The 20,433-nt window shown below is 73.2% G+C and carries 18 protein-coding genes and 1 pseudogene; 13 read left to right on the top strand and 6 right to left on the bottom strand.

All coding sequences use genetic code 11. The features are described from left to right. Nucleotides 1–13 precede the first annotated feature (13 nt). The gene (locus tag SXIN_RS15830; protein ID WP_019707266.1) at nt 14–1,483 is read left to right on the top strand and encodes an FG-GAP-like repeat-containing protein; all 1,470 of its coding nucleotides are present in this window, start codon (nt 14–16) and stop codon (nt 1,481–1,483) included. Between the two features lie 245 nt (nt 1,484–1,728). Next, nucleotides 1,729–2,460 carry a peptidoglycan recognition protein family protein gene (locus tag SXIN_RS15835; RefSeq protein ID WP_019707265.1) on the top strand — a complete coding sequence of 244 codons (732 nt, stop codon included), beginning with the start codon at nt 1,729–1,731 and terminating at the stop codon, nt 2,458–2,460. A gap of 53 nt (nt 2,461–2,513) precedes the next feature. Here SXIN_RS15835 and SXIN_RS15840 read toward each other — a convergent pair whose 3' ends face one another. Further along, nucleotides 2,514–3,512, bottom strand: coding sequence for an alpha/beta fold hydrolase (locus SXIN_RS15840; protein ID WP_238153774.1), 999 nt, complete (start codon nt 3,510–3,512; stop codon nt 2,514–2,516). 390 nt (nt 3,513–3,902) lie between these two features. On the opposite strand from SXIN_RS15840, the gene SXIN_RS15845 reads away from it, so the two are divergent. The 4 genes from SXIN_RS15845 (at nt 3,903) to SXIN_RS15860 (ending at nt 6,997) form a co-directional block, all read left to right on the top strand. Continuing rightward, nucleotides 3,903–4,763, top strand: a complete 861-nt coding sequence (locus SXIN_RS15845) for a DUF4397 domain-containing protein (protein ID WP_095757132.1) — start codon at nt 3,903–3,905, stop codon at nt 4,761–4,763. Nucleotides 4,764–5,066: 303 nt separating this feature from the next. Continuing rightward, nucleotides 5,067–5,837, top strand: a complete 771-nt coding sequence (locus SXIN_RS15850; protein WP_095757133.1) for a class F sortase — start codon at nt 5,067–5,069, stop codon at nt 5,835–5,837. A 46-nt stretch (nt 5,838–5,883) separates the two neighbouring features. Then, the gene (locus tag SXIN_RS15855; RefSeq protein WP_019706475.1) at nt 5,884–6,441 is read left to right on the top strand and encodes a sigma-70 family RNA polymerase sigma factor; all 558 of its coding nucleotides are present in this window, start codon (nt 5,884–5,886) and stop codon (nt 6,439–6,441) included. Further along, nucleotides 6,425–6,997 (top strand): hypothetical protein, encoded by a 573-nt coding sequence (locus SXIN_RS15860; protein ID WP_095757134.1) that lies wholly within the window; start codon nt 6,425–6,427, stop codon nt 6,995–6,997. Before SXIN_RS15855 ends, SXIN_RS15860 begins: the two co-directional genes overlap by 17 nt. A 133-nt stretch (nt 6,998–7,130) precedes the next feature. Here SXIN_RS15860 and SXIN_RS15865 read toward each other — a convergent pair whose 3' ends face one another. Next, entirely contained in the window at nt 7,131–8,030 is a 900-nt protein-coding gene (locus SXIN_RS15865) for a D-alanyl-D-alanine carboxypeptidase family protein (protein WP_039820280.1), read from the bottom strand. Nucleotides 8,031–8,438: 408 nt separating this feature from the next. Here SXIN_RS15865 and SXIN_RS15870 point away from each other — a divergent pair, with 408 nt between their 5' ends. Both SXIN_RS15870 and SXIN_RS15875 read left to right on the top strand, forming a co-directional pair. Further along, entirely contained in the window at nt 8,439–9,389 is a 951-nt protein-coding gene (locus SXIN_RS15870; RefSeq protein ID WP_019707261.1) for a DUF3048 domain-containing protein, read from the top strand. Between the two features lie 219 nt (nt 9,390–9,608). Further along, entirely contained in the window at nt 9,609–10,892 is a 1,284-nt protein-coding gene (locus SXIN_RS15875) for an alkaline phosphatase PhoX (RefSeq protein ID WP_019707260.1), read from the top strand. Nucleotides 10,893–10,975: 83 nt separating this feature from the next. Here the strand turns inward: SXIN_RS15875 and SXIN_RS15880 are convergent, their stop codons facing one another. After that, nucleotides 10,976–12,421 (bottom strand): erythromycin esterase family protein, encoded by a 1,446-nt coding sequence (locus SXIN_RS15880; RefSeq protein ID WP_019707259.1) that lies wholly within the window; start codon nt 12,419–12,421, stop codon nt 10,976–10,978. 307 nt (nt 12,422–12,728) lie between these two features. Here SXIN_RS15880 and SXIN_RS15885 point away from each other — a divergent pair, with 307 nt between their 5' ends. Then, entirely contained in the window at nt 12,729–14,501 is a 1,773-nt protein-coding gene (locus tag SXIN_RS15885) for a cellulase family glycosylhydrolase (RefSeq protein ID WP_019707258.1), read from the top strand. Nucleotides 14,502–14,560: 59 nt separating this feature from the next. On the opposite strand, the gene SXIN_RS15890 is transcribed toward SXIN_RS15885, so the two are convergent. Beyond that, nucleotides 14,561–15,778 (bottom strand): FAD-dependent monooxygenase, encoded by a 1,218-nt coding sequence (locus SXIN_RS15890; protein ID WP_095757135.1) that lies wholly within the window; start codon nt 15,776–15,778, stop codon nt 14,561–14,563. Further along, the gene (locus SXIN_RS15895; RefSeq protein ID WP_019707256.1) at nt 15,775–16,473 is read right to left on the bottom strand and encodes a TetR/AcrR family transcriptional regulator; all 699 of its coding nucleotides are present in this window, start codon (nt 16,471–16,473) and stop codon (nt 15,775–15,777) included. The genes SXIN_RS15890 and SXIN_RS15895 overlap by 4 nt, the downstream gene beginning before the upstream one ends. Nucleotides 16,474–16,961: 488 nt before the next feature. Between SXIN_RS15895 and SXIN_RS15900 the strand changes: the two genes are divergently transcribed. The 4 genes from SXIN_RS15900 to SXIN_RS15920 all read left to right on the top strand — a co-directional run bounded on the left by SXIN_RS15900 (nt 16,962) and on the right by SXIN_RS15920 (nt 19,897). After that, nucleotides 16,962–17,171, top strand: coding sequence for a hypothetical protein (locus SXIN_RS15900; RefSeq protein WP_019707255.1), 210 nt, complete (start codon nt 16,962–16,964; stop codon nt 17,169–17,171). A gap of 940 nt (nt 17,172–18,111) precedes the next feature. Further along, nucleotides 18,112–18,699 carry a hypothetical protein gene (locus tag SXIN_RS15910; RefSeq protein ID WP_095757137.1) on the top strand — a complete coding sequence of 196 codons (588 nt, stop codon included), beginning with the start codon at nt 18,112–18,114 and terminating at the stop codon, nt 18,697–18,699. Further along, nucleotides 18,696–19,481 (top strand): YeeE/YedE family protein, encoded by a 786-nt coding sequence (locus tag SXIN_RS15915; RefSeq protein WP_019707254.1) that lies wholly within the window; start codon nt 18,696–18,698, stop codon nt 19,479–19,481. Before SXIN_RS15910 ends, SXIN_RS15915 begins: the two co-directional genes overlap by 4 nt. Further along, the gene (locus SXIN_RS15920) at nt 19,481–19,897 is read left to right on the top strand and encodes a YeeE/YedE thiosulfate transporter family protein (protein ID WP_019707253.1); all 417 of its coding nucleotides are present in this window, start codon (nt 19,481–19,483) and stop codon (nt 19,895–19,897) included. Before SXIN_RS15915 ends, SXIN_RS15920 begins: the two co-directional genes overlap by 1 nt. A gap of 210 nt (nt 19,898–20,107) precedes the next feature. Here SXIN_RS15920 and SXIN_RS15925 read toward each other — a convergent pair. Next, nucleotides 20,108–20,428 (bottom strand): annotated as a pseudogene (locus SXIN_RS15925) (DUF5707 domain-containing protein); the annotation flags it as partial. Nucleotides 20,429–20,433 lie beyond the last annotated feature (5 nt).

The following is a 20,433-nucleotide window of genomic DNA, read 5'->3' on the forward strand; positions in this document are numbered from 1 at the left end:
AGGAGAACCCCGCATGCACAAGCACTTCCGTACGGTCCTGGCCACCGCTGCCGCCGCGGCGCTGACCGGTGGCCTGCTCGCGGCCACGGCGGGCACGGCCGCCGCCGAGGGCGCCCGCCCGACGGCCGACTTCAACGGCGACGGTTACCTGGATGTCGCGGTCTCCGCCCCGGGCGCCTATGTGAACGGCCGGGCCCACGCCGGTCAGGTCGTCGTCCTCTACGGCACCGCCAACGGCATCTCGGGTGCCAAGCGCACCGTGCTCAGCCAGGACAGCGCGGGCGTCCCCGGAGTCTCGGAGAAGGGCGACCGCTGGGGCGCCGACACCACGGCCGCCGACTTCAACAACGACGGCTACACCGACCTGGCCGTCAGCGCGCCCTACGAGAAGGTCGGCGACGACGTCAACGGCGGCACCGTCCAGATCGTCTGGGGCTCCGCGAGCGGCCTGTCCGGCGGCACCACCGTCAAGGACCCGGCCTCCACCTCGCACGACCGGTTCGGCTACACCCTGGAGGGCGCCGACTTCAACGGCGACGACAAGGCCGACCTGGCCATCGGCTCCAGCTCCGCCACCATCCGCGTCTACCGCGGCGGCTTCGGCAAGACCTCCGGCACCACCGGCGGCGTCTACTCCGTCCGTCCCGCGATGCTCAGCGGCTCCGACACCGGGCCGCTGAACCTGCACTCCGGTGACGTCAACGGTGACGACATCGCCGACCTGGTGGCCGACGGCTTCGAGAACGAGGCGTCCGACGGCGAGAACCACTGGAACGCCAACTACTACCTGCCGGGCACCCCCTCGGGCCTCACCATCACCGGCAGCTCGAAGCTGGCCGCGGGCGTCATCACCGACATCGGCGACACCAACAGCGACGGCTACGGCGACATCGTCATCGGCATGTTCTGGGACGCCGACTCCGGCGTGCCCGGCGCGTCGAAGGGCGGCAAGGTCAACATCGTCTACGGCTCGGCCAACGGCCCGGACAGCGGCCGCACCGCCATCACCCAGGACAGCCCCGGCGTCCCCGGCGGCTCGGAGAGCTACGACGCCTTCGGCGCCGAGCTCGACCTGGGCGACGTCAACGGCGACGGCCACCTCGACCTGGTCGTCGGCTCGCCCGGTGAGTCGCTCGACGGCTTCGCCGCAACCGGCGCCGCCACCGTGCTCTACGGCGCCGCCGACGGTTCCGGGATCACCGGCGCCGGCGCGCAGATGTTCCACCAGAACACGGCGGGCGTCCCCAACTCCAACGAGGAGGGCGACAACTTCGGCTCCGACGTGCACCTCGCCGACCTCAACGGCGACGGCAAGGCGGACCTGACGGTCGGCGCCATGGGCGAGAACGGCGGCAACGGCGCGGTGTACGCGCTGAAGTCCAACGGATCCGTGATCGGCGGCAGCGGCGTCTCGATCTACACCTCCACCGTGGGGGTCTCCGCCTCCGGCTCGCCGGTCCTCGGCGTCAACTTCGCCGGCTGACACGGCGGTTGAGCGCCGCAGCGGCACAACGGCGCACCACGTGACACCCGGGGCCCGGTCGGCGACGACCGGGCCCCTTCCCGTCCCCCGCCCTCCTCCCCGGCGTCTCCCCGCCCCGTCCGCGCCGCCGTAGTCCGGCGCCCGCCTGGCGCGCTCGGGTGAAATCGCAGCTCAGAGTGGGTGGCTTCACCCGAACGGCGGCAGTTATCCGGGGTCCGGACGGCCGGTGCCCGCAGGCTGGTCCCATGTGGTCACGCCGACTGGCCCTGGGCGCCGGGGCCGTCGTCCTCCCGCTGGCTCTGCTGGCGGTGCGGGACGCGGCCGTACGGTCCGACCCTCCCGGCCGACACGAACCCGCCGCGATACGCCCGGCGGCACCCCGTCCCGCGATCGTCAGCAGGCAGAAGTGGGACGCGGACGAGGACCTGGTCCGCGAGCGCGCGCCGTACAGCGGCGCCGTCAGCGCCGTCTTCGTCCACCACACCGGGCACCCCAACGGTTACGACTGCGCCGACGTCCCGGAACTGCTGCGCTCGCTCCAGACCGAGCACGTCACCCACGAGGGCTGGGACGACATCGGCTACAACTTCGTCGTGGACCGGTGCGGCACCATCTACGAGGGCCGGGCCGGCAGCGCCAGCCGCCCCGTACGCGGAGCGCACGCCAAGGGCTTCAACGCCCACACCGTGGGCATAGCGGCGCTGGGCACCTTCACGGAAGGGACGCCGGTACCGGGGGAGCTGCTCGCGGGCATGGCGAAGGTCGCCGCGTGGAAGCTGCGGCCCGGGGCCGACCCCCGCGGCACGGTGAGGCTGACCTCCAGCAACGACGAGAGCCGCTACGACAAGGGCGACAAGGCCGAACTCAACGTCATCTCCGGGCACCGCGACGGCTACGAGACCGACTGCCCCGGCGAGGCGCTGTACCAGCGGCTGCCCGCGCTCCGCGAGGCCGTGGCCCGGCTGCGCGACCGCTGAGCCGGCGGACACCTCCGCTTCCCGCCTCCCGCTTCCCGGGCCTTCTCGGGACCCTAGGCCACCGGGGCCTGCGCCGCCCGCCGGCCGGCCACGGGCGCGCCCGGGCGGTCCCGGTCGTCCTGCGCGTCCCGGTCATGCCCGTCGGGCAGGCGTGCGGCGTGCGCCGTGTGCTCCGCCGCGTCGGTGATCAGCCGGGCCACCGGGCCCGGATGGGAGACGTGGGCGAAGTGCGGGGCGTCGACCTCGACGGTGCGGGCGCCGGCGCGGCGGGCCATGAAGCGCTCGGCGGCGGGCGACAGGGCGCGGTCCTCGCGAGCGACCAGGAACCACGAGGGGATGGTCCGCCAGGCCGCCGCCCGGGACACGCCGGTCACCGCGGCCAGCCCGATCGGACGCTGGTAAACCGCCATCAGCGCCGCCTCGCGCCTGGGGACGTCCGCCATCAGGACCTGGCGGTACCGGTCCCGCCGGACGTAGAACTCGGTGCCCGTCCCGCCGTCCGGCCGCGTGTAGGGAACCGGCACGACCGCTTCCGAGACCTCGCCGCCGGGGAACGCCTCGCTGATCGTCTCCGTGCTCTCGCCCACGTCGAGGGCGAAGGCCGCGATGTAGACCAGCGCCTTGACGTCCGGGTCGCCCGCCGCGGCGTTGCTGATCACCGCGCCCGCGTAGGAGTGCCCGACGAGCACCACGGGACCCTCGATGGTCCGGAGGACGGACGCGATGTACGCGGAGTCCCCGGCGAGGTCCCGCAGCGGGTTGGCCGGGGCGATCACCGGATACCCCTGGTGCCGCAGCCGTTTGATCACGCCGCGCCACGCGGAGCCGTCCGAGAAGGCCCCGTGCACCAGTACGACGGTGGGCCGGTCCCGGTGCCCCGGCCGGGAATCGGTCCCGCCCGCGCCGCCGTCCCCGCCGCCGGGGGTTCCGGCGTGTGACGGGACCACGGTGCCGAGGAGAGCGGCGGCGACCAGGGCGACGGCGCCGGAGGCACGACGGAGCCGCGAGCGGGCGGTGCGGTGGATGCGGGAGGCGGGCGGGAGCAGGGGCACGGCGGAACTCACTCTCTGGCGGTGCGGTGCGGTGCGGTCCGGCCCGTGCCACGCGCGGGCTCGTGCACGAGCCGGTGCGGGGCCCGTGCACGGACCGTGCGAGGACGGTGACAGCCCGAGCCTCACCGAACCGGCCGGGCCCGTCGCGCCGGGCAGGGCGAACGAGTGAGGCGCGGGGCGGGAGCGGAAGACGGACGGCGCGACGGCGGGAAACGGGGAACAGGGAACGGGAACGAGGAACAGGGAACGGGCGCCGGGGGGCGGACGGGCCCAGGAGAAGCGTCACCGCGAGAAGATCTGCTCTCCCTGCATCCGAACACGGTCCTCAACCCGAAATATGTGATGAATGCTCCGCAATCGGACGGAGCGTCGTCGTGAAGGGGTATTTCGATGAGGAATTGCCGCAGCGCCGCGGCCATCGCGGCCACGGTGGGCATATGCGCCCTCGGACTCTCCGCCGCCCCCGCCCAGGCCGGGCCGTCGCAGACCGGGGAGGGCAAGGCACAGGTATCCGTCTTCCACGGCGTTCCGGGCCTCACCGTCGATGTGTACGCCAACGGCAAGGAACTCCTGCCGAACTTCAAACCCGGCACGCTGACAGCGCCGCAGGCGCTCGACCCGGGCAGCTACGACATCGAGGTCTTCGAGGCCGGCGCCGACCCCGAGGGGACGCCCGCCATCCAGAAGACGGTGGAGGTCCCGGCCGGGGCGAACGCCACGGTCGCCGCCCATCTGACCGCGGACGGCAAGCCGACCCTCAACGCCTACGTCAACGACGTGTCGAAGGTGCCCGCCGGCAAGGCCCGGCTCACCGTGCGCCATGTCGCGGCCGCGCCGGCCGTCGATGTGCGGGCCGACGGAACACCGATCGTCAAGGGGCTGGAGAACCCCAAGGAGGCCACCACCACGGTGCCCGCGGGCACGGTGAACGCCGACGTCACCCTGGCCGGGACGGACGATGTCGTCATCGGCCCGGCGCAGCTCGCCCTGAAGGAGGGCACGAGCAACGTCGTCTACGCCTGGGGCAGCGCGGAGGAGGAGAACCTCGCACTCAAGACCCAGACCTTCAGCGGCCTCCACAGCGCCCCGGACGGCGTCAAGGGCGGCCAGAGCGACTCGCTGATGCAGGCCGGCGCGGACAGCTCGGACGGCGCCTCCGCCTGGGCGGCCTGGTCGGGTGCGGGTGCGCTCGCCGCGGCCGGTGTGCTGCTCACCCGTACGGCCTGGCGCGGCAGCCGCTCCCGGGGCTGAGCACCGGGCGGGGCCCGCGCCCCGTACTCCCCGGTCTCCCCGGCACCCCTAGGCGTCGCGGTGCCCGCCGCCGGCTCCGGCCGGCGGGTGGCGGGCCTCCGCGGCCCGGACGGCTGGTGACCGGTGACCGGGGCGACCGGACGGACCGGACGGACCGGACGGGCAGGTGCGGCAAGGCCGCCCGGCGTGCGCCCGCGCGCCGGGCGGCCGCCCGCGCGGCCCGGGGCCGGGGGCCCCAACGGAAACCCGTGCGAGGAAGGACCACCGGACGAGAGCCCGGACGAGACAGGGGCGAGAGCTGGGATGAACGTGAGGACCGGAGCGGGAACGCGAGTGTGGGCGGCGGTGCGGAAGGTCCTGGCCTCCCGCGGATTCCGCCCCTGGCTGTCGGCCGGTGCCGTCGCGGCGATGGCCGCCATCATGGTGGTGGCGACCCTGCTGGCCGTGCCGGAGCCGGAAACCGGGGAGGGCGCGCCGCCGCCCGGCTTCGGCGACCGGCGGTCCGCGGGAGGGACGGGCGGCGGGGACGGCGGCCGGGAGGACGACGGGGGCGCACCCCCCGGCCGTTCACGGGACGCACCGGACGGCATCGCCCGCGCGGAGCCGGACCGGCGGGCCTCCGCGGTCACGCCGCCGGTCCGGCTCCGCATCCCCCGGCTGCGGGTCGACGCGCAGGTCCAACCGGTCGGCCTGGCCCGGGACGGCACGGTCGCGGTGCCCGGTGACGCCGCCGGCACCGGCTGGTACCGGTACGGCCCGGCCCCCGGCGCCCCCGCCGGCTCCGCCGTCCTGGTCGGCCACGTCGACTCGCGCACGGGCAGGCTGGGCGCGCTGGCCGCGCTCCACGACGTCCGCGCGGGGGACGCCGTCGTCGTCCGCCGCAAGGGCGCGCCGGCGGTCCGCTACAGGGTGGTGTCCCGGGAGGTCCGGGACCGCGACCGGCTGCCGGGCGAGCTGTTCCGCCGCAACGGCCCCCCGGTGCTGACGCTGATCACCTGCACGCTGCCGTACGACCGCGAGCAGGGCGGCTACCGGAACAACCTGATCGTGACCGCCACCCGGGTGAGCGGCTAGCCGTGGTGCGGAGGATCGGGGCGACCGGCTCCCTATCGTCGCGTGGGTGACCGGAACCCGCACGGACGCCGAACTGGCCGAAGGCTTCGCCCGCGGTGACGAGGGCTGCCTCGCGGAGGCGTACCGCCGCTGGGCCGGACTGGTGCACACGTTCGCCGGCCGCGCGCTCGGCGACGCGAGCGAGGCGGAGGACGTCACCCAGGAGGTGTTCGTCAGCGCCTGGCGGGGCCGCGCCGGCTACTCGCCCGACCGGGGTTCCCTGCCCGGCTGGCTGCTCGGCATCGCCCGCCGCAGGATCGCCGACGCCCTGCGGGCCCGCAGCAGCCGCCAGGACAAGGCCCGGCGGGCCGCGGGCGCGGTCGTCGACCGGCCGGGGGGCGACCCGGTGGACGGGGTCGTCGACAGCGTGCTGGTGATGGACGAGCTCTGCGCCCTGCCGCAGCCGCAGCAGCAGATCCTGCGGCTGGCCTTCTACCACGACTTCACGCAGGCGCAGATCGCGGAACGGCTGGATCTGCCGCTGGGCACCGTGAAGACCCATGTCCGCCGGAGTCTGGGCCGGCTGAGAACGCGAATGGAGACGGACGGTGACGGAGCACGCTGACCCGGCCCTGCTGGCCGAACTGGCCCTCGGCGACCGGCCGTCCGCCGGGGAGGAAGACGGGGCGGACGCCGGTTCGGCCGGTGGCGGGGCGGAACCGCGGGCCGCCGAGCGCCATCTCGCGGCCTGCCCGCGGTGCCGGGACACCCTGGCCGCGCTGCGCCGGATCATCGCGGCCGCCCGGAACGTCTCCCCGGACGACAGGGTGACGGCACCGCCGGAAGCCCTCTGGGAGCGCATCGCGGCGGAACTCGGACTGACCGGCGGGCCCGGCGCGACCGGTGCGTCCGGCGTGACCGGCGGCGGAACGCCCGGCTCCCGCCTCCGGAGCCGGCTGCGCCGCACGGGCCCGGCCGAGCCCGTGCCGGTCCGCCCGGCCGAGCACCCCGACGAGCCGGTGCCGGCGGCGCATTCCGTCCCGCTGAGAGCCGTCCCGCCGGAAGAAGCCGTGCCGCATTCCGCCGTGGGAGAACCGGCCCGGCCGGAAGCGGCGGACGCCGAGCCCGTCCCGGCCCGCCCGGGCGGCACGGGCGGCACGGGCGGCGACAGCACGCGCTGAGACCGTCGAGCCGCACCTCACCCATCGGCAACCGGCATCGGCAACCGGCGACCCGCCAACCGCTGCCCGCTGACCCGAGAGGTCCGGCGGGGCCCGGTCCCCGGCCCCGTTTCCGTTCAGCCCTGCCGGCCGGTCAGTCCTGCTCCGCGCCCGAGGGCAGCCGGCGCAGTGTCATCCTGGAGGCGGTGTCGCTGCCGAAGCCGTGGTCCAGGAGCTTCGCGGCATCGGTGTAGCGGCTGCTGCCGTTCAGGACGACCCCGACCAGGGTCTTGCCGCCGCGGGTCGCGGCGAACACGAGGCACGGGCCCGCGGCGGTCCCGGTGCCGGTCTTGATGCCGACGGCGCCGGAGTAGGAGCCGAGCAGCCGGTTGGTGTTGTACCAGGTGTAGGTGCGGGTGCCGCCGGTGCTCGTCTTGGCGTAGCGCACGGTCTTCCGCGTCTTCACGACGGTGCGGAACGTCGAGTACTTCATCGCGCTGCGGGCCAGCTTCGCCAGGTCACGCGGGGTGGTGTAGTTGCTGCCGGTCGTCGAGATGCCGTCGAACGAGTCGAACTCGGTGTTGGTCATACCGAGGGTGTCGGCCTTCTTGTTCATCTTCCCGATGAACGACTTCACCCGCGCGGAGCGCGTGGTGCCGCTGCCGAAGGTGTCCGCGAGGGCGTACGCGGCGTCGCAGCCGGAGGGCAGCATCGTCGCGTAGAGCAGCTGCCGGACGGTGACCTTGTCGCCCGTTCTGAGGTCGGCCGTGCTGGCGCCCTCACGGGCGACGTAGTCGCGGTACGCCTGCTGGACGGTGACCTTCCGGTCCAGGTCGAGACCGGTCTGGCTGAGCACCACGCGGACCGTCATGATCTTCGTGGTGCTGGCCATCTGCCGCTTGGTGTCGGCGTACTTGCCGTAGATCCTGGAGCCGTCCGCCTGGTTCAGCAGGAACGCGCCCTTGGCGCTGACGGAGGGCGCGGGCGGCCCGGACGGGGCGGCCTGCGCGGGCGTGGCCACGGCCGGTACGGCCAGCACGGCACCGGCGGTCACGACGACGGCGGCGGCCCGGCGTCCGCGCGCGAGCGGGGGCGCACCGGCTCCGCGCGCACGCGGGCCCTTGTCGAGGGTTCTCACTTCACACGCTCCGAATCGGCCTGAAACGGCGGGAATCTGTCAGCAGCGGACAGCCGGGCGGGCGCTGTTCCACTCTCTCCACGACTCATGACTCATGAGACCGGCCGAAGTATGTACGGACCGGAGGAGTGGATTCTCGTACGGTCCGACCGGACCGCCCGAGCCGGGTCCTGCTTCGCACCGCCCCGGCCGAGGACCGCACGCACGGCGGACCCGGGCGCCCCCGCCCCAAAGTGGTCGGGCCTTTCTTTGCCCCGATGGGCCGATGCCGTTCACCGGCCGGGGAGGCACACTTCGAGTACACGGACGAGGAGGCGGGCAGCCATGGCCAGGACGGCGACGCGACGGACCGTACTGCTGACAGCGGCGCTGTCGCTGCTGGCAGCGGCCTGCCAGACGGAGGACGGTGACGGGGACGGCGACGGACGTTCGCCCTTCACCGGCGAACGGGGCGCGGGTGAGAAGGTCCTCGCCGTCAAGATCGACAACGTGCGGGCGGCCAGGCCCCACACGGGCCTGGACAAGGCCGACATCGTCTACATCGAGCAAGTCGAGGCCGGGCTCACCCGGATACTGGCGATCCTCGCCTCCGAGCTGCCCGAATCCCTCGGTCCGGTGCGCAGCGCCCGCGAGTCGGACCTCGAACTGCTGCGCCAGTTCGGCACCCCCGCACTTGCGTACTCCGGTGTGCAGAGCAAGCTGCGCCCCCTGGTGGAGGCCGCCCCGCTGATCCCCCTCCCGCCGGGCGAACTCACCGACGGGTACGTCCGCGACCCGAGCCGCTCCGCGCCCCACAACCTCTACCTCCGCCCCGACCGCGCCGTGCGCGCCGCCTCCGGGGCCTCGGCGCCGCGCGACATCGGCTTCCGCTTCGGCCCGGCACCGAGCGGCGGCCGCGAGACCGGGGAGCACACCGTCCGCTTCCCGGCCGCGAGCTTCACCTTCGACTGGTCCGCCCAGGAGAAGCGCTGGCTGGTCTCCATGGACGGGTCACCGGCCCGCACGAACGGCAGCGACCGGCTGGGCGCGGCCACCGTCGTCGTCCAGTACGTGACGGTCCGCCCCTCCGACTACGGCGACCGCTCGGGCAGCATCACCCCCTACACGGAGACCGTGGGCTCCGGCCGCGCCCTGGTCCTGCGCGACGGCCGGGAGTACGAGGCCGAGTGGAGCCGCCCCTCGGCGAACGCCGGCACCACCTTCACCGACACCGAGGGCCGCCGCCTCCCCTTCGCCCGCGGCCCGGTCTGGGTGGCCCTCGCCCCGGTGGACTGAGCACCCGCGGAACCGCGCACGGCCGGAGCACGTCTCCGTGCCCGCCCCGAGCGGGAGCAGCGGGACCTGCGGTTCCGGCCGATCGTTTCCGGACACGGCAACGTTCACCGGGCGATACCCCTACCGGTAACCGGTAGAGGGTCGCACGTTAATGAAGTCCTCTTAGCGTCCGGCGCAGCCACCCCGCACATCAGGGTCACCCACAGAAGGACGCACACCATGCGCCGCACCCGCCGCACCCGCCTCATCACCGCAGCCCTCGCCGTCGGCATGGGCCTGCCCCTCGGTCTGCTCTCGGCCGCTCCCGCCTCCGCCCACGGCCACGGCCACGGCCGCCCCCACGGCGGGCCGATGGCGTTCCAGCCGATCGAGGGCTCCGCCTACGACCGGATGTCGGCCGACTGGTCCGAGCCGCTGGTCGCCCCCGAGGGCTTCCGCCAGAAGCTCGTCGCCGACGAGACCGTCCTCGACATCTACGGGGGCGGCACCGACGACCTCACCGACATGAACACGGTCAACGAAACCGGTCACCGGGCGGGCCGCTACCTCTACCGCACCCACGAGGTCTCGTCCAACGGAGCCGTCTCCGTCGTCGACCTGAAGACCGGTGAGGCGAAGGTCATCGCGCAGCGCGCGGACTGGCGCCGCCTCGACGGCGTGCGCTGGACCCCCTGGGGCAGCCTGCTTGTCACCGAGGAGACCAGCGGTGGCCGGGTCTTCGAGCTGTTCCTGGACCGGAGGGACCGTACGGAGGTGACCCGGATCGAGGAGCGCCGCCAGCTGGGCATTCTGCGCCACGAGGGCATCGACGTGCTCCCCGACGGCACCGTGTTCGTCATCGACGAGCTACACGGCGGCTCCGTCTACAAGTTCGTGCCGACCCGCCGCGGCGACCTCTCCGAGGGCCGGCTCCACGCGCTCAAGATCAACGGTCTTTCCGACGCCGCCCAGAAGTGGAACCCGGAGACCTACGGCGAGAAGACCGGTGCCTTCACCTGGGTCCCGCTCGACAAGGAGCAGGTGGTCTCCGACGCCGACGCGGCCTCCGACGCGGTGAACGCCACCGAGTTCGGCCGCCCCGAGGATGTGGAGATCATCGGCGACACCCTCTACGTCGCCAACACCAGCGAGAACCGTGTCGTCGCGGTCAACCTGCGCAAGAACGTCCTCTCCGCGTTCGTCCAGGCCGGTGTGAACGCACCGGTCGAGGACCGTGCCGCCGGCGTCACCGGCTTCAAGAGCCCGGACAATCTGGCCGAGGGCCCCGACGGCCGGCTGTGGATCGTCGAGGACAACTACGCCAGCGACATCTGGGTCGCCGGCCGGGACCGCGACCGGGACGGCACCGCCGACACCACCGAGCTCTTCGCCTCGCTGAAGGACCCGGGCGCGGAGGTCAGCGGCATCTACTTCGGCAAGGACCCGAAGACGCTCTTCTTCAGCGTCCAGCACCCCGACAAGCCGCTCGCGGACGGCACCTGGAAGATCACCCGCCGCCGCTGACGGCGCCGCCGGCGGCCCCGGCCGCCCGGACGCGGAAAGTCCCCGCCGGATGACCGGCGGGGACTTTCCGCGTCCGGGCGTCGTCAGGAAGCCGGCAGCGGCTGCAAGGCCGTGACCCGGTGCAGATGGATGAGGACGTCGTGGGCCTCGCCCAGCGCGATGTCCTGCTCGGGCACCGGCCAGGCGGCGCCGATGTTGCGGGTGGGGCGCGCCTGGGCCAGCCAGGCGCGGGCGGGAGCGGGGGCGGTGCGCAGGTCCACGATGTAGTCGCGGTGGCGGACACGGTCCAGGAGGTGCTCGTTGCCGCCGGGCCGGGCGGCGCCCACGGTGAAGGTCTGCTCCGGCGTGGTCGGCCCCCCTTCGGAGCCGAAGCCCTGGAAGGACCCGCGGTCGAAGGTGAAGCCGATGCTCACATAGCCCCGGCCGAACCGGTCCTTCAGGAAGGCGCCCTGGGTCTTGGGGTAGAAGATGTCGAAGCTGTCGTAGGCGACGTGGGTGTTGTGCGCGGACAGCAGGATCTTGTCGCCGGTGTGCCGCTGCCACCAGGCCACGTTGTCGGCCATGACCTGGTCGCGGTACTTCATCATGGCGGTGATCTGCTCGCTGTCCTCGACGTCGAAGGCGTAGCCCCGGGTCATCTGGTCGACGGCACGGGCGTGCTGGACGGCCCACAGGTGGTCCCGGCGGTCGGCGCCGGAGCCGGCGGGCAGCTTCTCCAGCAGCTCCAGGACGCGCCCGGTGCGTTCGGCGCGCTCCTGGCGCTCGGCGAGGGGAAGGGACGGGTAGTCGGTCATCCAGGTGCCCGCCGAGGTCGTGGGCCGCAGGCCCTGGTACAGCTCGGTGACGCGCGGCAGCAGCCGCGGATGGGCCTCGGCCACGTAGTCGGTGACGCGGTCGTACAGTTCCGGACCGACGTGGCCCATGTCGTTGCCCATGAACCGCACCGGGTCGTGCGGATGGCTGCGGTTGTGGGCGCGCATCCATGAGAAGAGCTCCAGGTACTCGGCCTTGCTCATGATCCTGTAGACGCCCTGGAACTCCTCGTCCATGATCTGCCGCGGGTCGCCCTTGCCGTGCAGGACGTAGTCGTTGAGCCGCATTCCGGTGCCCCAGGGGGCCTCCAGGGAGAAGGTGCGGAACCCCTTCTCCTCCACCAGGTGGCGGAAGACCCGGTGCTTCATGGAGAAGAACTCGTGGGAGCCGTGAGTGGCCTCGCCCAGCCCCACCACCCGGGCGTCTCCCACCATGCGGCTCAGCGGACGGAGATCCCGCGAGCTTCCGTACGGCTCGGTGGAGCGCAGCGGGCGGGCGGCGCGTTCGAGGGCGCGCAGCACGCGCCGCTCCTCCCCGTGGCGGGAGGCGGAGGACGGAGCGAACGTGCCCTCCCGCGCGGAGGCGGACTGCTGCGCGGAGACGGTCTGCGGCGCGGCCGGTGCCCCCTGCGCGGGGGCCGCGGAGACGAGCGCTCCGAGCGAGAGGAGAACGGCGGCCGGGACGAGTCCCGCGGTGCGGATGCGTCGTGAAGTCATGCCACAACCCTCCTGCGCGCGCCCCCGGCGCCACCAACCGCCGGGCACCCCGGTTCCGGGGTGTACGCAGGTCCACCCCGGACGGGGGCGGGCACCCCGGACGCCGTCCCGCCGCCCTCCACCGGTGGCCGGCGGAGCGGGGTGCGGGCCGGGGAACGGGGCCGGGGGGCGCGGGCCGGGGCTCTTGCGCCCCTGGAGTGTCACTGCCAGCATCGCGGCGAAGCGGAGTCGGCCGCCCCGCCCCGGCCGGCCCCGGACACGTTCGGTTCCTTCCCCCACTCCGGCGCACGCGCCGACAAGGAGCATGATGGACGTCTTACACGGCACCACAGGAACGGTCCGCGGGTGGGCCCGCGGACGGGCGCGATGGGCGGTCGCGCTGCTCGCGGGGCTGAGCATGCTGGCCGCGGGCGGCAGCGCGTCGGCGGCCGTCCCCGCACGGCCCGCCACGGCACAGCCCGCCACCGCACCGGAAGTCCGGGCCTCCGGGGACGCGATGGCGCAGGTCGCCGCTATGCAGCCCGGGTGGAACCTGGGCAACTCGCTCGACGCCACCGGCAGCGACGAGACCTCCTGGGGCAACCCGCGCATCACGGAGGACCTGCTCGACAACGTCCGGGCGCAGGGGTTCAAGAGCATCCGCATCCCGGTGACCTGGAGCGGCCACCAGGGACCGGCCCCCGGGTACACCCTGGACGCGGACTATCTGAACCGCGTCGAGGAGGTGGCCGGCTGGGCGCTCGCCGACGGCTTCCACGTCGTGATCAACATTCACCACGACTCCTGGCAGTGGATCGCGGACATGCCGGCCGACCGCGCCGGCGTGCTCGCCCGCTACAACGCCATCTGGACGCAGCTGTCCGGCACCTTCCGGGACCACTCGTCCAAGCTGGTGTTCGAGAGCATCAACGAACCCCAGTTCAGCGGCAGTTCGGGCGACGCCGAGAACGCGGAGCTGCTGGACGAGCTCAACACCTCCTTCCACCGCATCGTGCGCGGCTCCGGTGGTGCCAACGAGACCAGGCTGCTCGTCCTGCCGACCCTGCACACCTCGGCCGACCAGGCCCGGCTGGACGAGCTGACCGCCACCTTCGAGGCTCTGGAGGACCCCCACCTCGCCGCGACGGTGCACTACTACGGGTACTGGCCGTTCAGCGTCAACGTCGCGGGCGGCACCCGCTTCGACGCCACCGCGCGGAAGGACCTGACCGACGCCTTCGACCGGGTGCACGACACCTTCGTGGCCCGCGGCATCCCGGTGATCCTCGGCGAGTACGGGCTGCTCGGTTTCGACCGGCACACCGGCACCATCCAGCAGGGCGAGAAGCTGAAGTTCTTCGAGTACCTCGGCCACCACGCCCGCACCCGGCAGATCACCACCATGCTGTGGGACAACGGCCAGCACTTCCAGCGCACCGGCTTCCGGTGGAACGACCCGGAGCTGTTCGCGCAGATCAGGTCGAGCTGGACGACCCGGTCGGGCACGGCCTCGTCCGACCAGGTGTTCAGCGCCCGCTCGGAGCCCGTCACCGCCAAGACGCTCACGCTGAACCTCAACGGCACCGCGTTCACCGGGCTGCGCCACGGCAGCACCGAACTGGTGCGCGGCACGGACTACACCGTCCAGGGCGACCAGTTGACGCTCACCGCACCGGCCCTCACCCGGCTCAGCGGCTCGCGGGAGTACGGCACCAACGCGGAGCTGTCCGCACGGTTCTCGGCCGGGGTCCCGTGGCGGATCAGCCTCATCACGCATGACACGCCCGTCCTGCGGGACGCCACCGGGACGACGGACTCCTTCGCCGTTCCGACCGACTTCCGCGGTGACCAACTCGCCACCATGGAGGCCCGGTACGCCGACGGCAGCAACGCCGGACCGCACGACTGGACGTCGTACAAGGAGTTCGACCGCTCGTTCGCGCCGGACTACAGCGCCGGCGAAACCGTCCTGACGTCCGAGTTCTTCGCCGAGGTCCGGGAGGGAGCCCGGGTGACCCTCACGTTCCACTACTGGAGCGGAGCGACGGTCACCTACCACGTCACCAGGACCGGAAGCTCGGTCACCGGCACCACGGCCTGACCGGCGCCGCCCCGGCCCCGTGCGCCGCCGCTCCCCCGGAGACGGCGGCGCACGGGAGGTCACTCGCTCAGCCGCGCCACCGTGGAGCGGGACGTGGGGAAGAGCGCGCCGGTCAGCAGGCGGTCCAGGCCCGGCACCCGCATCGCGCGGAACCCCCAGCGCCGCAGCAGCAGCCGGGAGGGCGAGGTGGGCAGGAACCACTCGCCGACCCGCTGCCGGGCCCGCGCCTGCACCTCGCCCGCCACGGGGCGCCAGCGCTCCTCGTACCCGGCGAGCGCCGCGGCGACGGATTCGGCGGCCCCCGCGGCCCCGGCGGCCCCGGCGGACGGTGCGGCCCCGGCCGCGCGCAGCCGCTCGGCCAGCACATGGGCCCCGGCGACACCCAGCGAGGCCCCCTGCCCGGCGATCAGCGACACCGCGTGGGCCGCGTCCCCCAGCAGCACCACCCTGCCGCTCCGCCACCGGGGCGCGTCGATCTGGGCGACCTGGTCGTAGTACACCTCGTCGCCCGGAGGGCACCGGTCCAGGGCCCGGCGGACGAGCCGGCCCATGCCGCCGAACTCCCGCCGGAGCGCCTCGCGGGGGTCGGCGGGGAGCGCCGGGTCGCGGGTGCGGTGCACGGTGAAGACGGCGACGCGGCCGTCGGACAGCCCGTAGAACCCCATCTGCCGGTGCAGGGTGTCGGTGAGCGCGAACCGGTCGCGCATCCGCCGGAACACCTCCTCGTCCTCGAAGACGAAGGCGCCGGTGTGCATCCCCAGATAGCGGAAGTGGTCGTGCTCGGGCCCGAAGACCAGGGAGCGGATCCGGGAGTGGATGCCGTCGGCGCCCACGACGAGGTCCGCGGTGGTCCGGGTGCCGTCCGAGAGCGTCACGGACCCGCTGTCCTCCGCCACCTGTTCGACGGTGGTGCCGTACTGGAGCACCGCGCGGTCCGCGACGGCCTCCCGCAGCAGCAGTTCCAGGTCGGGGCGCATGATGCTGACGAGCCCGCCGCCCGTCGCCTTCCGGAACCGGTCGTAGTCCACGCCGGCGACCCGGCGGCCCTCTCCGTCGACGTAGCAGAACTCCGTGGCCGGATGACCGAGTTGACGGAGCCGGGGCTCAAGGCCCATCGCGGTCAGGGCCTCGAACCCCGGACCGAAGAAGTCGATCATGTAGCCCTGTCCGCGCGGGCCGGGGGCCTTGTCCACGAGGTGGACGTCCCAGCCGTGGTCGAGGAGCCGCGCGGCGAGCGCCAGTCCGGCGATGCCGGCTCCGCAGATGAGCGCCTTCACGGGCGTTCTCCCTTCGGTGGCTTCGGTGGCTTCGGTGGCTTCGGTGGCTTCGGTGGCTTCGGTGGTTCCGGTGGCGTCGGGGGGTCGGCCATGAGGCCGCGGACGAGCGGGGTGATCCGCGCGGCGGAGAGGCCGGGGTCCACGGCCTTGTGGAGGAGGTAGCCGTCGAGGACGGCCATCAGAGCGGTGGCCGCGGCCTCGGGGTCCCGGTGCCCGGCCATTCCGGGGCCGGCGGTGAGGCCGGCGCGGAAGCCGCCGGTCAGCTCGCGCAGCCGCGTGCGCAGCGCCTCGTCGCGGGTGGCCGCCAGATAGGTCTCGGTGAAGAGGAGGGACTCCGGATCCCGTCCGGTGAACCGGTCCAGGGACACCAGCAGGGCCTCGGCGCCGTCGGCCGGGGTGGCCGCGGCAGCGAACACGGACACGGCCTCGTCGAGGGCGGGGCGTATCGCCTCCAGCGCGGCCTGCCGGAGCAGAGCGGCCAGGGACTCGAAGTGGTAGTGCACCAGCCCGGACCGGACACCGGCCCGCTCGGCCAGCATCCGGGTGGTGACCGCGTTCCAGCCGACCTCACTGATCAGCACGGCGGCCGTGGCCAGCAGCTTCCGCCGCACCTCCCGGCCCCGTGCGGCGGCGGTCGGCCGTGCGGGGCTCGCCTCTTGGCCGCCTTGGCCGCCTTGGTCGTGTGCCTTGGTCATCTGTCCAATGTAGCGCGCCGGACTCCGCGAGCGGGACGGGGGAGGCCGGCCGGACGGAACGGGCCGGCCGGACGGAACGGGCCGGCCGGTTTCAGCGAATCTGCACACCGAATGCGCAGCTGCGGCACGGAACGCGCGGCCCGCGCGCGAGGACTCCCCGCCGGGCGCGCTGTTTCTGCGGAATGTCCCGCTCCATTTCGCGGCGTCAATCCCGGCGGTGTTGCCGGGGCAACAAGGAATGTGAAGAAGCGACCCCGAATGTGTGTGCGCATCTGCACGAATGGATAACACCGGCGCCGAACCGCTGTGACGGGAGTCTCAGTCGATTGGATACCCGGCGGAGCCCCGTGCTTTGATCCTTGGCAGCCGCCGGAGTCGCACGAGTTTCTCCGGAAATGGATGCCGTGCGTCCGCGGCCGAGGCCCGCCATCTGTGCCGAGCGGGGCCGCCCCCCACTGTGGAAAACCCATACGAAGGGAAATATCGTCATGAACTCCGCTCACCGGATTGAGACCGCCGACCTCTCCGACGCCGAACTCGACAACGTCTCCGGCGGTCTGAGCCCGGACGTCAGCGTCGTCGCCGGCCCCGCGTCGATCAGCGGCTCGGACGTCCTCGCCCAGGTCGACGCGGTCAAGGGCCAGGCCTTGGGCGCCGTCGGCCAGTACGGCCACGCCGGCGTCAGCGTCTCCCTCTGACCCGTGCCCTGATCACCCGCGCCACCCCGCCGCCCTCGGGCGGGCGGGGTGGCGCCGGGCGCAGGCCGTACGCCACGGCGAAGCTCCTGGCAGACGTGTTCTCGCACCGAGAACACCCGTGTCCGCCAGGAGCTTTGTGCTGCTGCCGCCGGGAGCGGGTGTGCGCCCGCCCGTCCGGCGTGTGGGGGGAAGCGCGGGGCCGGGAGGCCGGACGGGGCGGGGGACTCCCACCCGGCCGTCACGTCATGCGGGGCCCTTCAGCCAGCGGACGAGCCGGTCCCGCAGGCCGCCCGGCGACCGGTGCGCCGGTGCTCCCGTGCGCCGGGGCGCACCCGGGTCCGGGAGGGCGGCCGCCTCCGGCGCCCGCTCGCGCGCACCTTCGCCCCGCGCCGGCGCGCAGGTGCAGCGCCGCGGCGCCGGCACGCCGGCGAGTACGTGCTCGACATGCCTGCCACAGCCCGTATAGGTCACCTTCCGGCAGGTCGGACAGATGGCGCGTTGGCACATAACTCCCCATGAGGTGTTCTCATTGAAAACGCGAATAATTGCTTTTCCGCCGGGGCCGCGTATCGGCGTGTGAGCCGGCGGGGTGTTCGTCATGCATGGTGCTGCTCTATGGCGTTCACCGTCCCACTGTCCGATCCCATACCCCCGGGCGTTTCTGAAGGATACCCCCAGGCGTTTACGTCGAGAATACCCCTAGGGGTTTGTTTTCCCTGCTCGGGCAGGAATCCGGACGGTGCCGTACCATCACCACTTGCTTGCGATACGGAAAGAATGATTGGGTCGCGCATGAACGTGGTGACGGAAAGTCACACACGCCGCTGTGCCCGAATTCCCGGATGGCTCGAAATCGCCGAACGGGCGCGGCAGGAATCCAGAACCGAGGACGGCAACCATCCCCCGAGGGGGCGGTACGCCCGATCCCGAAGGGAGCGACGTGGGCTGCACACACGCCGTGGGGTGCCCTCTCTTCCCGCTGCTGAAGGCGGGCATGCAGAGCTGGCGCGACCACTACTGCGACAGTGACCATCAGTGGCGCACCTGCGCGCGCTACCAGACGTCGCTCACCGGCGAGCGCGTGCCCATCAGTCTGCTGCCCAACGGACGCCACGCGCACCACCTGCGGCGCGCGGCCGACACCGCTTCGTGCGGCGAGGCGATACCGGAGCAGGCACCCCGGCAGGCCCGGCACGCGCCTCCGCCTCCGCCCCGGCAGGCACAGCCGCCCCAGCCCTTACAGGGTGATCCGTGGGCACCGGAAACGGACCCCTGGTTCCGGCCACCGGTACAGGAACAGCCGCGGCCCCACGACCCCTACGCGCCGTACGGCCGGGGACCCGCGGCACCGGAGCCCACGGCCCGGTTCGAACCGGCACCCCTGTGGGAACCGGCCCGGCCCGGCCAGGCGCCCGTCAGACGAGCTCCCGCGACCCCCGACCACCGCGCCCGGCCCACCCGGCAGGCACACGGCACGAAGCGGGGCCGGTGGGCGCGGCTGATGGAATGGATGAGAGGTCCCGCATGAGTCCTTACTGGCCCTGGTGGGCGGGCGCCGTCGGGCTCGCCCTGGTCACCATCGTCCACACCCTCACCACCGACCGGTCCCTCGGGGTGTCGTCGGCGTGGGACCGCGTCCTGCACTGGCGCAGTGAACGCGAACTCGAGCGGCTGGACGAAGAATTCACCGACGAACAGGCTTTCGCCGACGCGCTCGCCGCGGCCACCGCGGAGCACTTCGGGCCGGGCGCCGGTGCGCCGGCCGCGCCGCAGCACTTCCCGGGACAGCACTCCCCGGAGCAGTACTCCCACGCGCAGTACCCCCAGGCGCAGTACTCCCAGGCGCAGTTCGCCGGGGATCAGTACCCCCAGGAGCAGTACCCCCAGGAGCAGTACCCGCCGGTGCAGTACACCCGGGACGACGCCCCGGCCGCGGAGCCCGGACCGGCGACGGCCGGCAGCACTCCGGTCGCGGCCCCGCGCCCGGCCCCGGTGGTCACCCAGGCCGCCCTGCTGGTCTCGATCCTCCTCGGCGGATGGATCGCTGCGTACACCTCCGGGCGGTTCGAACTCCGCTTCGACATGGGTGCCGGTTTCGAGAGCCTGGTCACGGCCGACCCGCTCATCATGACCGCCGTGCTGTTCGCCGGAGGCATTCTGGTCGGCTTCGGCACCCGGCTGGCGGGCGGGTGCAGCTCCGGCCACGGACTCAGCGGCTGCGGCCGGCTGCGTCCGGTCAGCCTCGTCGCGACCGCCGTGTTCTTCGGCACCGCCGTCGCGGTGTCGTTCCTCCTGTGGAAGGTGATCTGATGCGTACCCGGGGCGGCGTGCTGCTGGCCAACATCATCGCCGGACTGGGTCTCGGCTACACCGTCACCAACATCGGCTTCGGCGACTACGCCGAGCTGAACCGCATGTTCACCTTCCAGGACCTGCGGATGTTCCTCGCCTTCGCCGGCGCCGTCGGCATCATCGTGTGCGTGTTCGCCCTGCTGCGGGTCCGCCGCACCCCCGGCCGCATCCACGCCGGAGTGATCCCGGGCGCGATGCTCTTCGGCACGGGCTGGGCGATCTCGGGCGGCTGCCCGGCCATTCCGATCATCCAGGTCTCCAGCGGCTATCTGCCCGCCCTGGTCACGCTCGTCGGCGTCGTCGTCGGCATGCGGCTGTGCCGCTGGGCCAACGGCCGCTACTTCCAGCTCGACAGCGGCTCCTGCGGCGTGTGAGGAGACCCCCCCGGCCGGCCGGGCCCTCCGGACCCGGCCGGCTCAAGGACCGCACCCGGAAGAGGTGTATCCACTCCTCCGGTGATCTCTCCGCCGGCCTTCCGCCGCCCCGAACGCGCGGAGGGCCGGCCCGGGCAGGCGCGGTGTCCGCGGTCCGCGCCACCGACCGGCTCGCCGGCCGGTCGGCCCCGGGAGTCCATGACCGGCAGGTCAGCGGGTGACGTCGAAGGTGGCGGCGCGGGGCACGTACACCGTGTCCCCGTCCTCGGCCTCCGCCCGTGCCGAGAGGTACCAGGTGCCATCGTCCATGCCGGACGCGTCCCGCTCCGTGATCTTCAGCGTGTCGGTGCAGCGAGCGGTCTCGCCGGAGGTGCTCCGGCACTCGGCGCTCTCCACGGAGCGAAGCTCCGCCTCGGTCGGGTCGAGCTTCGAACTTGCGGGCCGGACGAGGACCTTGAGGTCCCGGACACCCGAGTCGTCACTCACGTCGGCGGTGCAGGTGAACGAGCCCCTGCCGCCCCCGGACGGGGGCCGTC

Source organism: Streptomyces xinghaiensis S187, assembly GCF_000220705.2.
Lineage (GTDB): Bacteria > Actinomycetota > Actinomycetes > Streptomycetales > Streptomycetaceae > Streptomyces > Streptomyces xinghaiensis.

Bases quoted from the DNA above. Each gene is read 5' to 3' on its own strand.
- SXIN_RS15830 (WP_019707266.1), top strand. From the start codon at position 14: ATGCACAAGCACTTCCGTACGGTCCTGGCCACCGCTGCCGCCGCGGCG.
- SXIN_RS15835 (WP_019707265.1), top strand. From the start codon at position 1,729: ATGTGGTCACGCCGACTGGCCCTGGGCGCCGGGGCCGTCGTCCTCCCG.
- SXIN_RS15845 (WP_095757132.1), top strand. From the start codon at position 3,903: ATGAGGAATTGCCGCAGCGCCGCGGCCATCGCGGCCACGGTGGGCATA.
- SXIN_RS15850 (WP_095757133.1), top strand. From the start codon at position 5,067: ATGAACGTGAGGACCGGAGCGGGAACGCGAGTGTGGGCGGCGGTGCGG.
- SXIN_RS15870 (WP_019707261.1), top strand. From the start codon at position 8,439: ATGGCCAGGACGGCGACGCGACGGACCGTACTGCTGACAGCGGCGCTG.
- SXIN_RS15875 (WP_019707260.1), top strand. From the start codon at position 9,609: ATGCGCCGCACCCGCCGCACCCGCCTCATCACCGCAGCCCTCGCCGTC.
- SXIN_RS15880 (WP_019707259.1), bottom strand. From the start codon at position 12,421: ATGACTTCACGACGCATCCGCACCGCGGGACTCGTCCCGGCCGCCGTT.
- SXIN_RS15885 (WP_019707258.1), top strand. From the start codon at position 12,729: ATGGACGTCTTACACGGCACCACAGGAACGGTCCGCGGGTGGGCCCGC.
- SXIN_RS15895 (WP_019707256.1), bottom strand. From the start codon at position 16,473: ATGACCAAGGCACACGACCAAGGCGGCCAAGGCGGCCAAGAGGCGAGC.
- SXIN_RS15900 (WP_019707255.1), top strand. From the start codon at position 16,962: ATGAACTCCGCTCACCGGATTGAGACCGCCGACCTCTCCGACGCCGAA.
- SXIN_RS15915 (WP_019707254.1), top strand. From the start codon at position 18,696: ATGAGTCCTTACTGGCCCTGGTGGGCGGGCGCCGTCGGGCTCGCCCTG.
- SXIN_RS15920 (WP_019707253.1), top strand. From the start codon at position 19,481: ATGCGTACCCGGGGCGGCGTGCTGCTGGCCAACATCATCGCCGGACTG.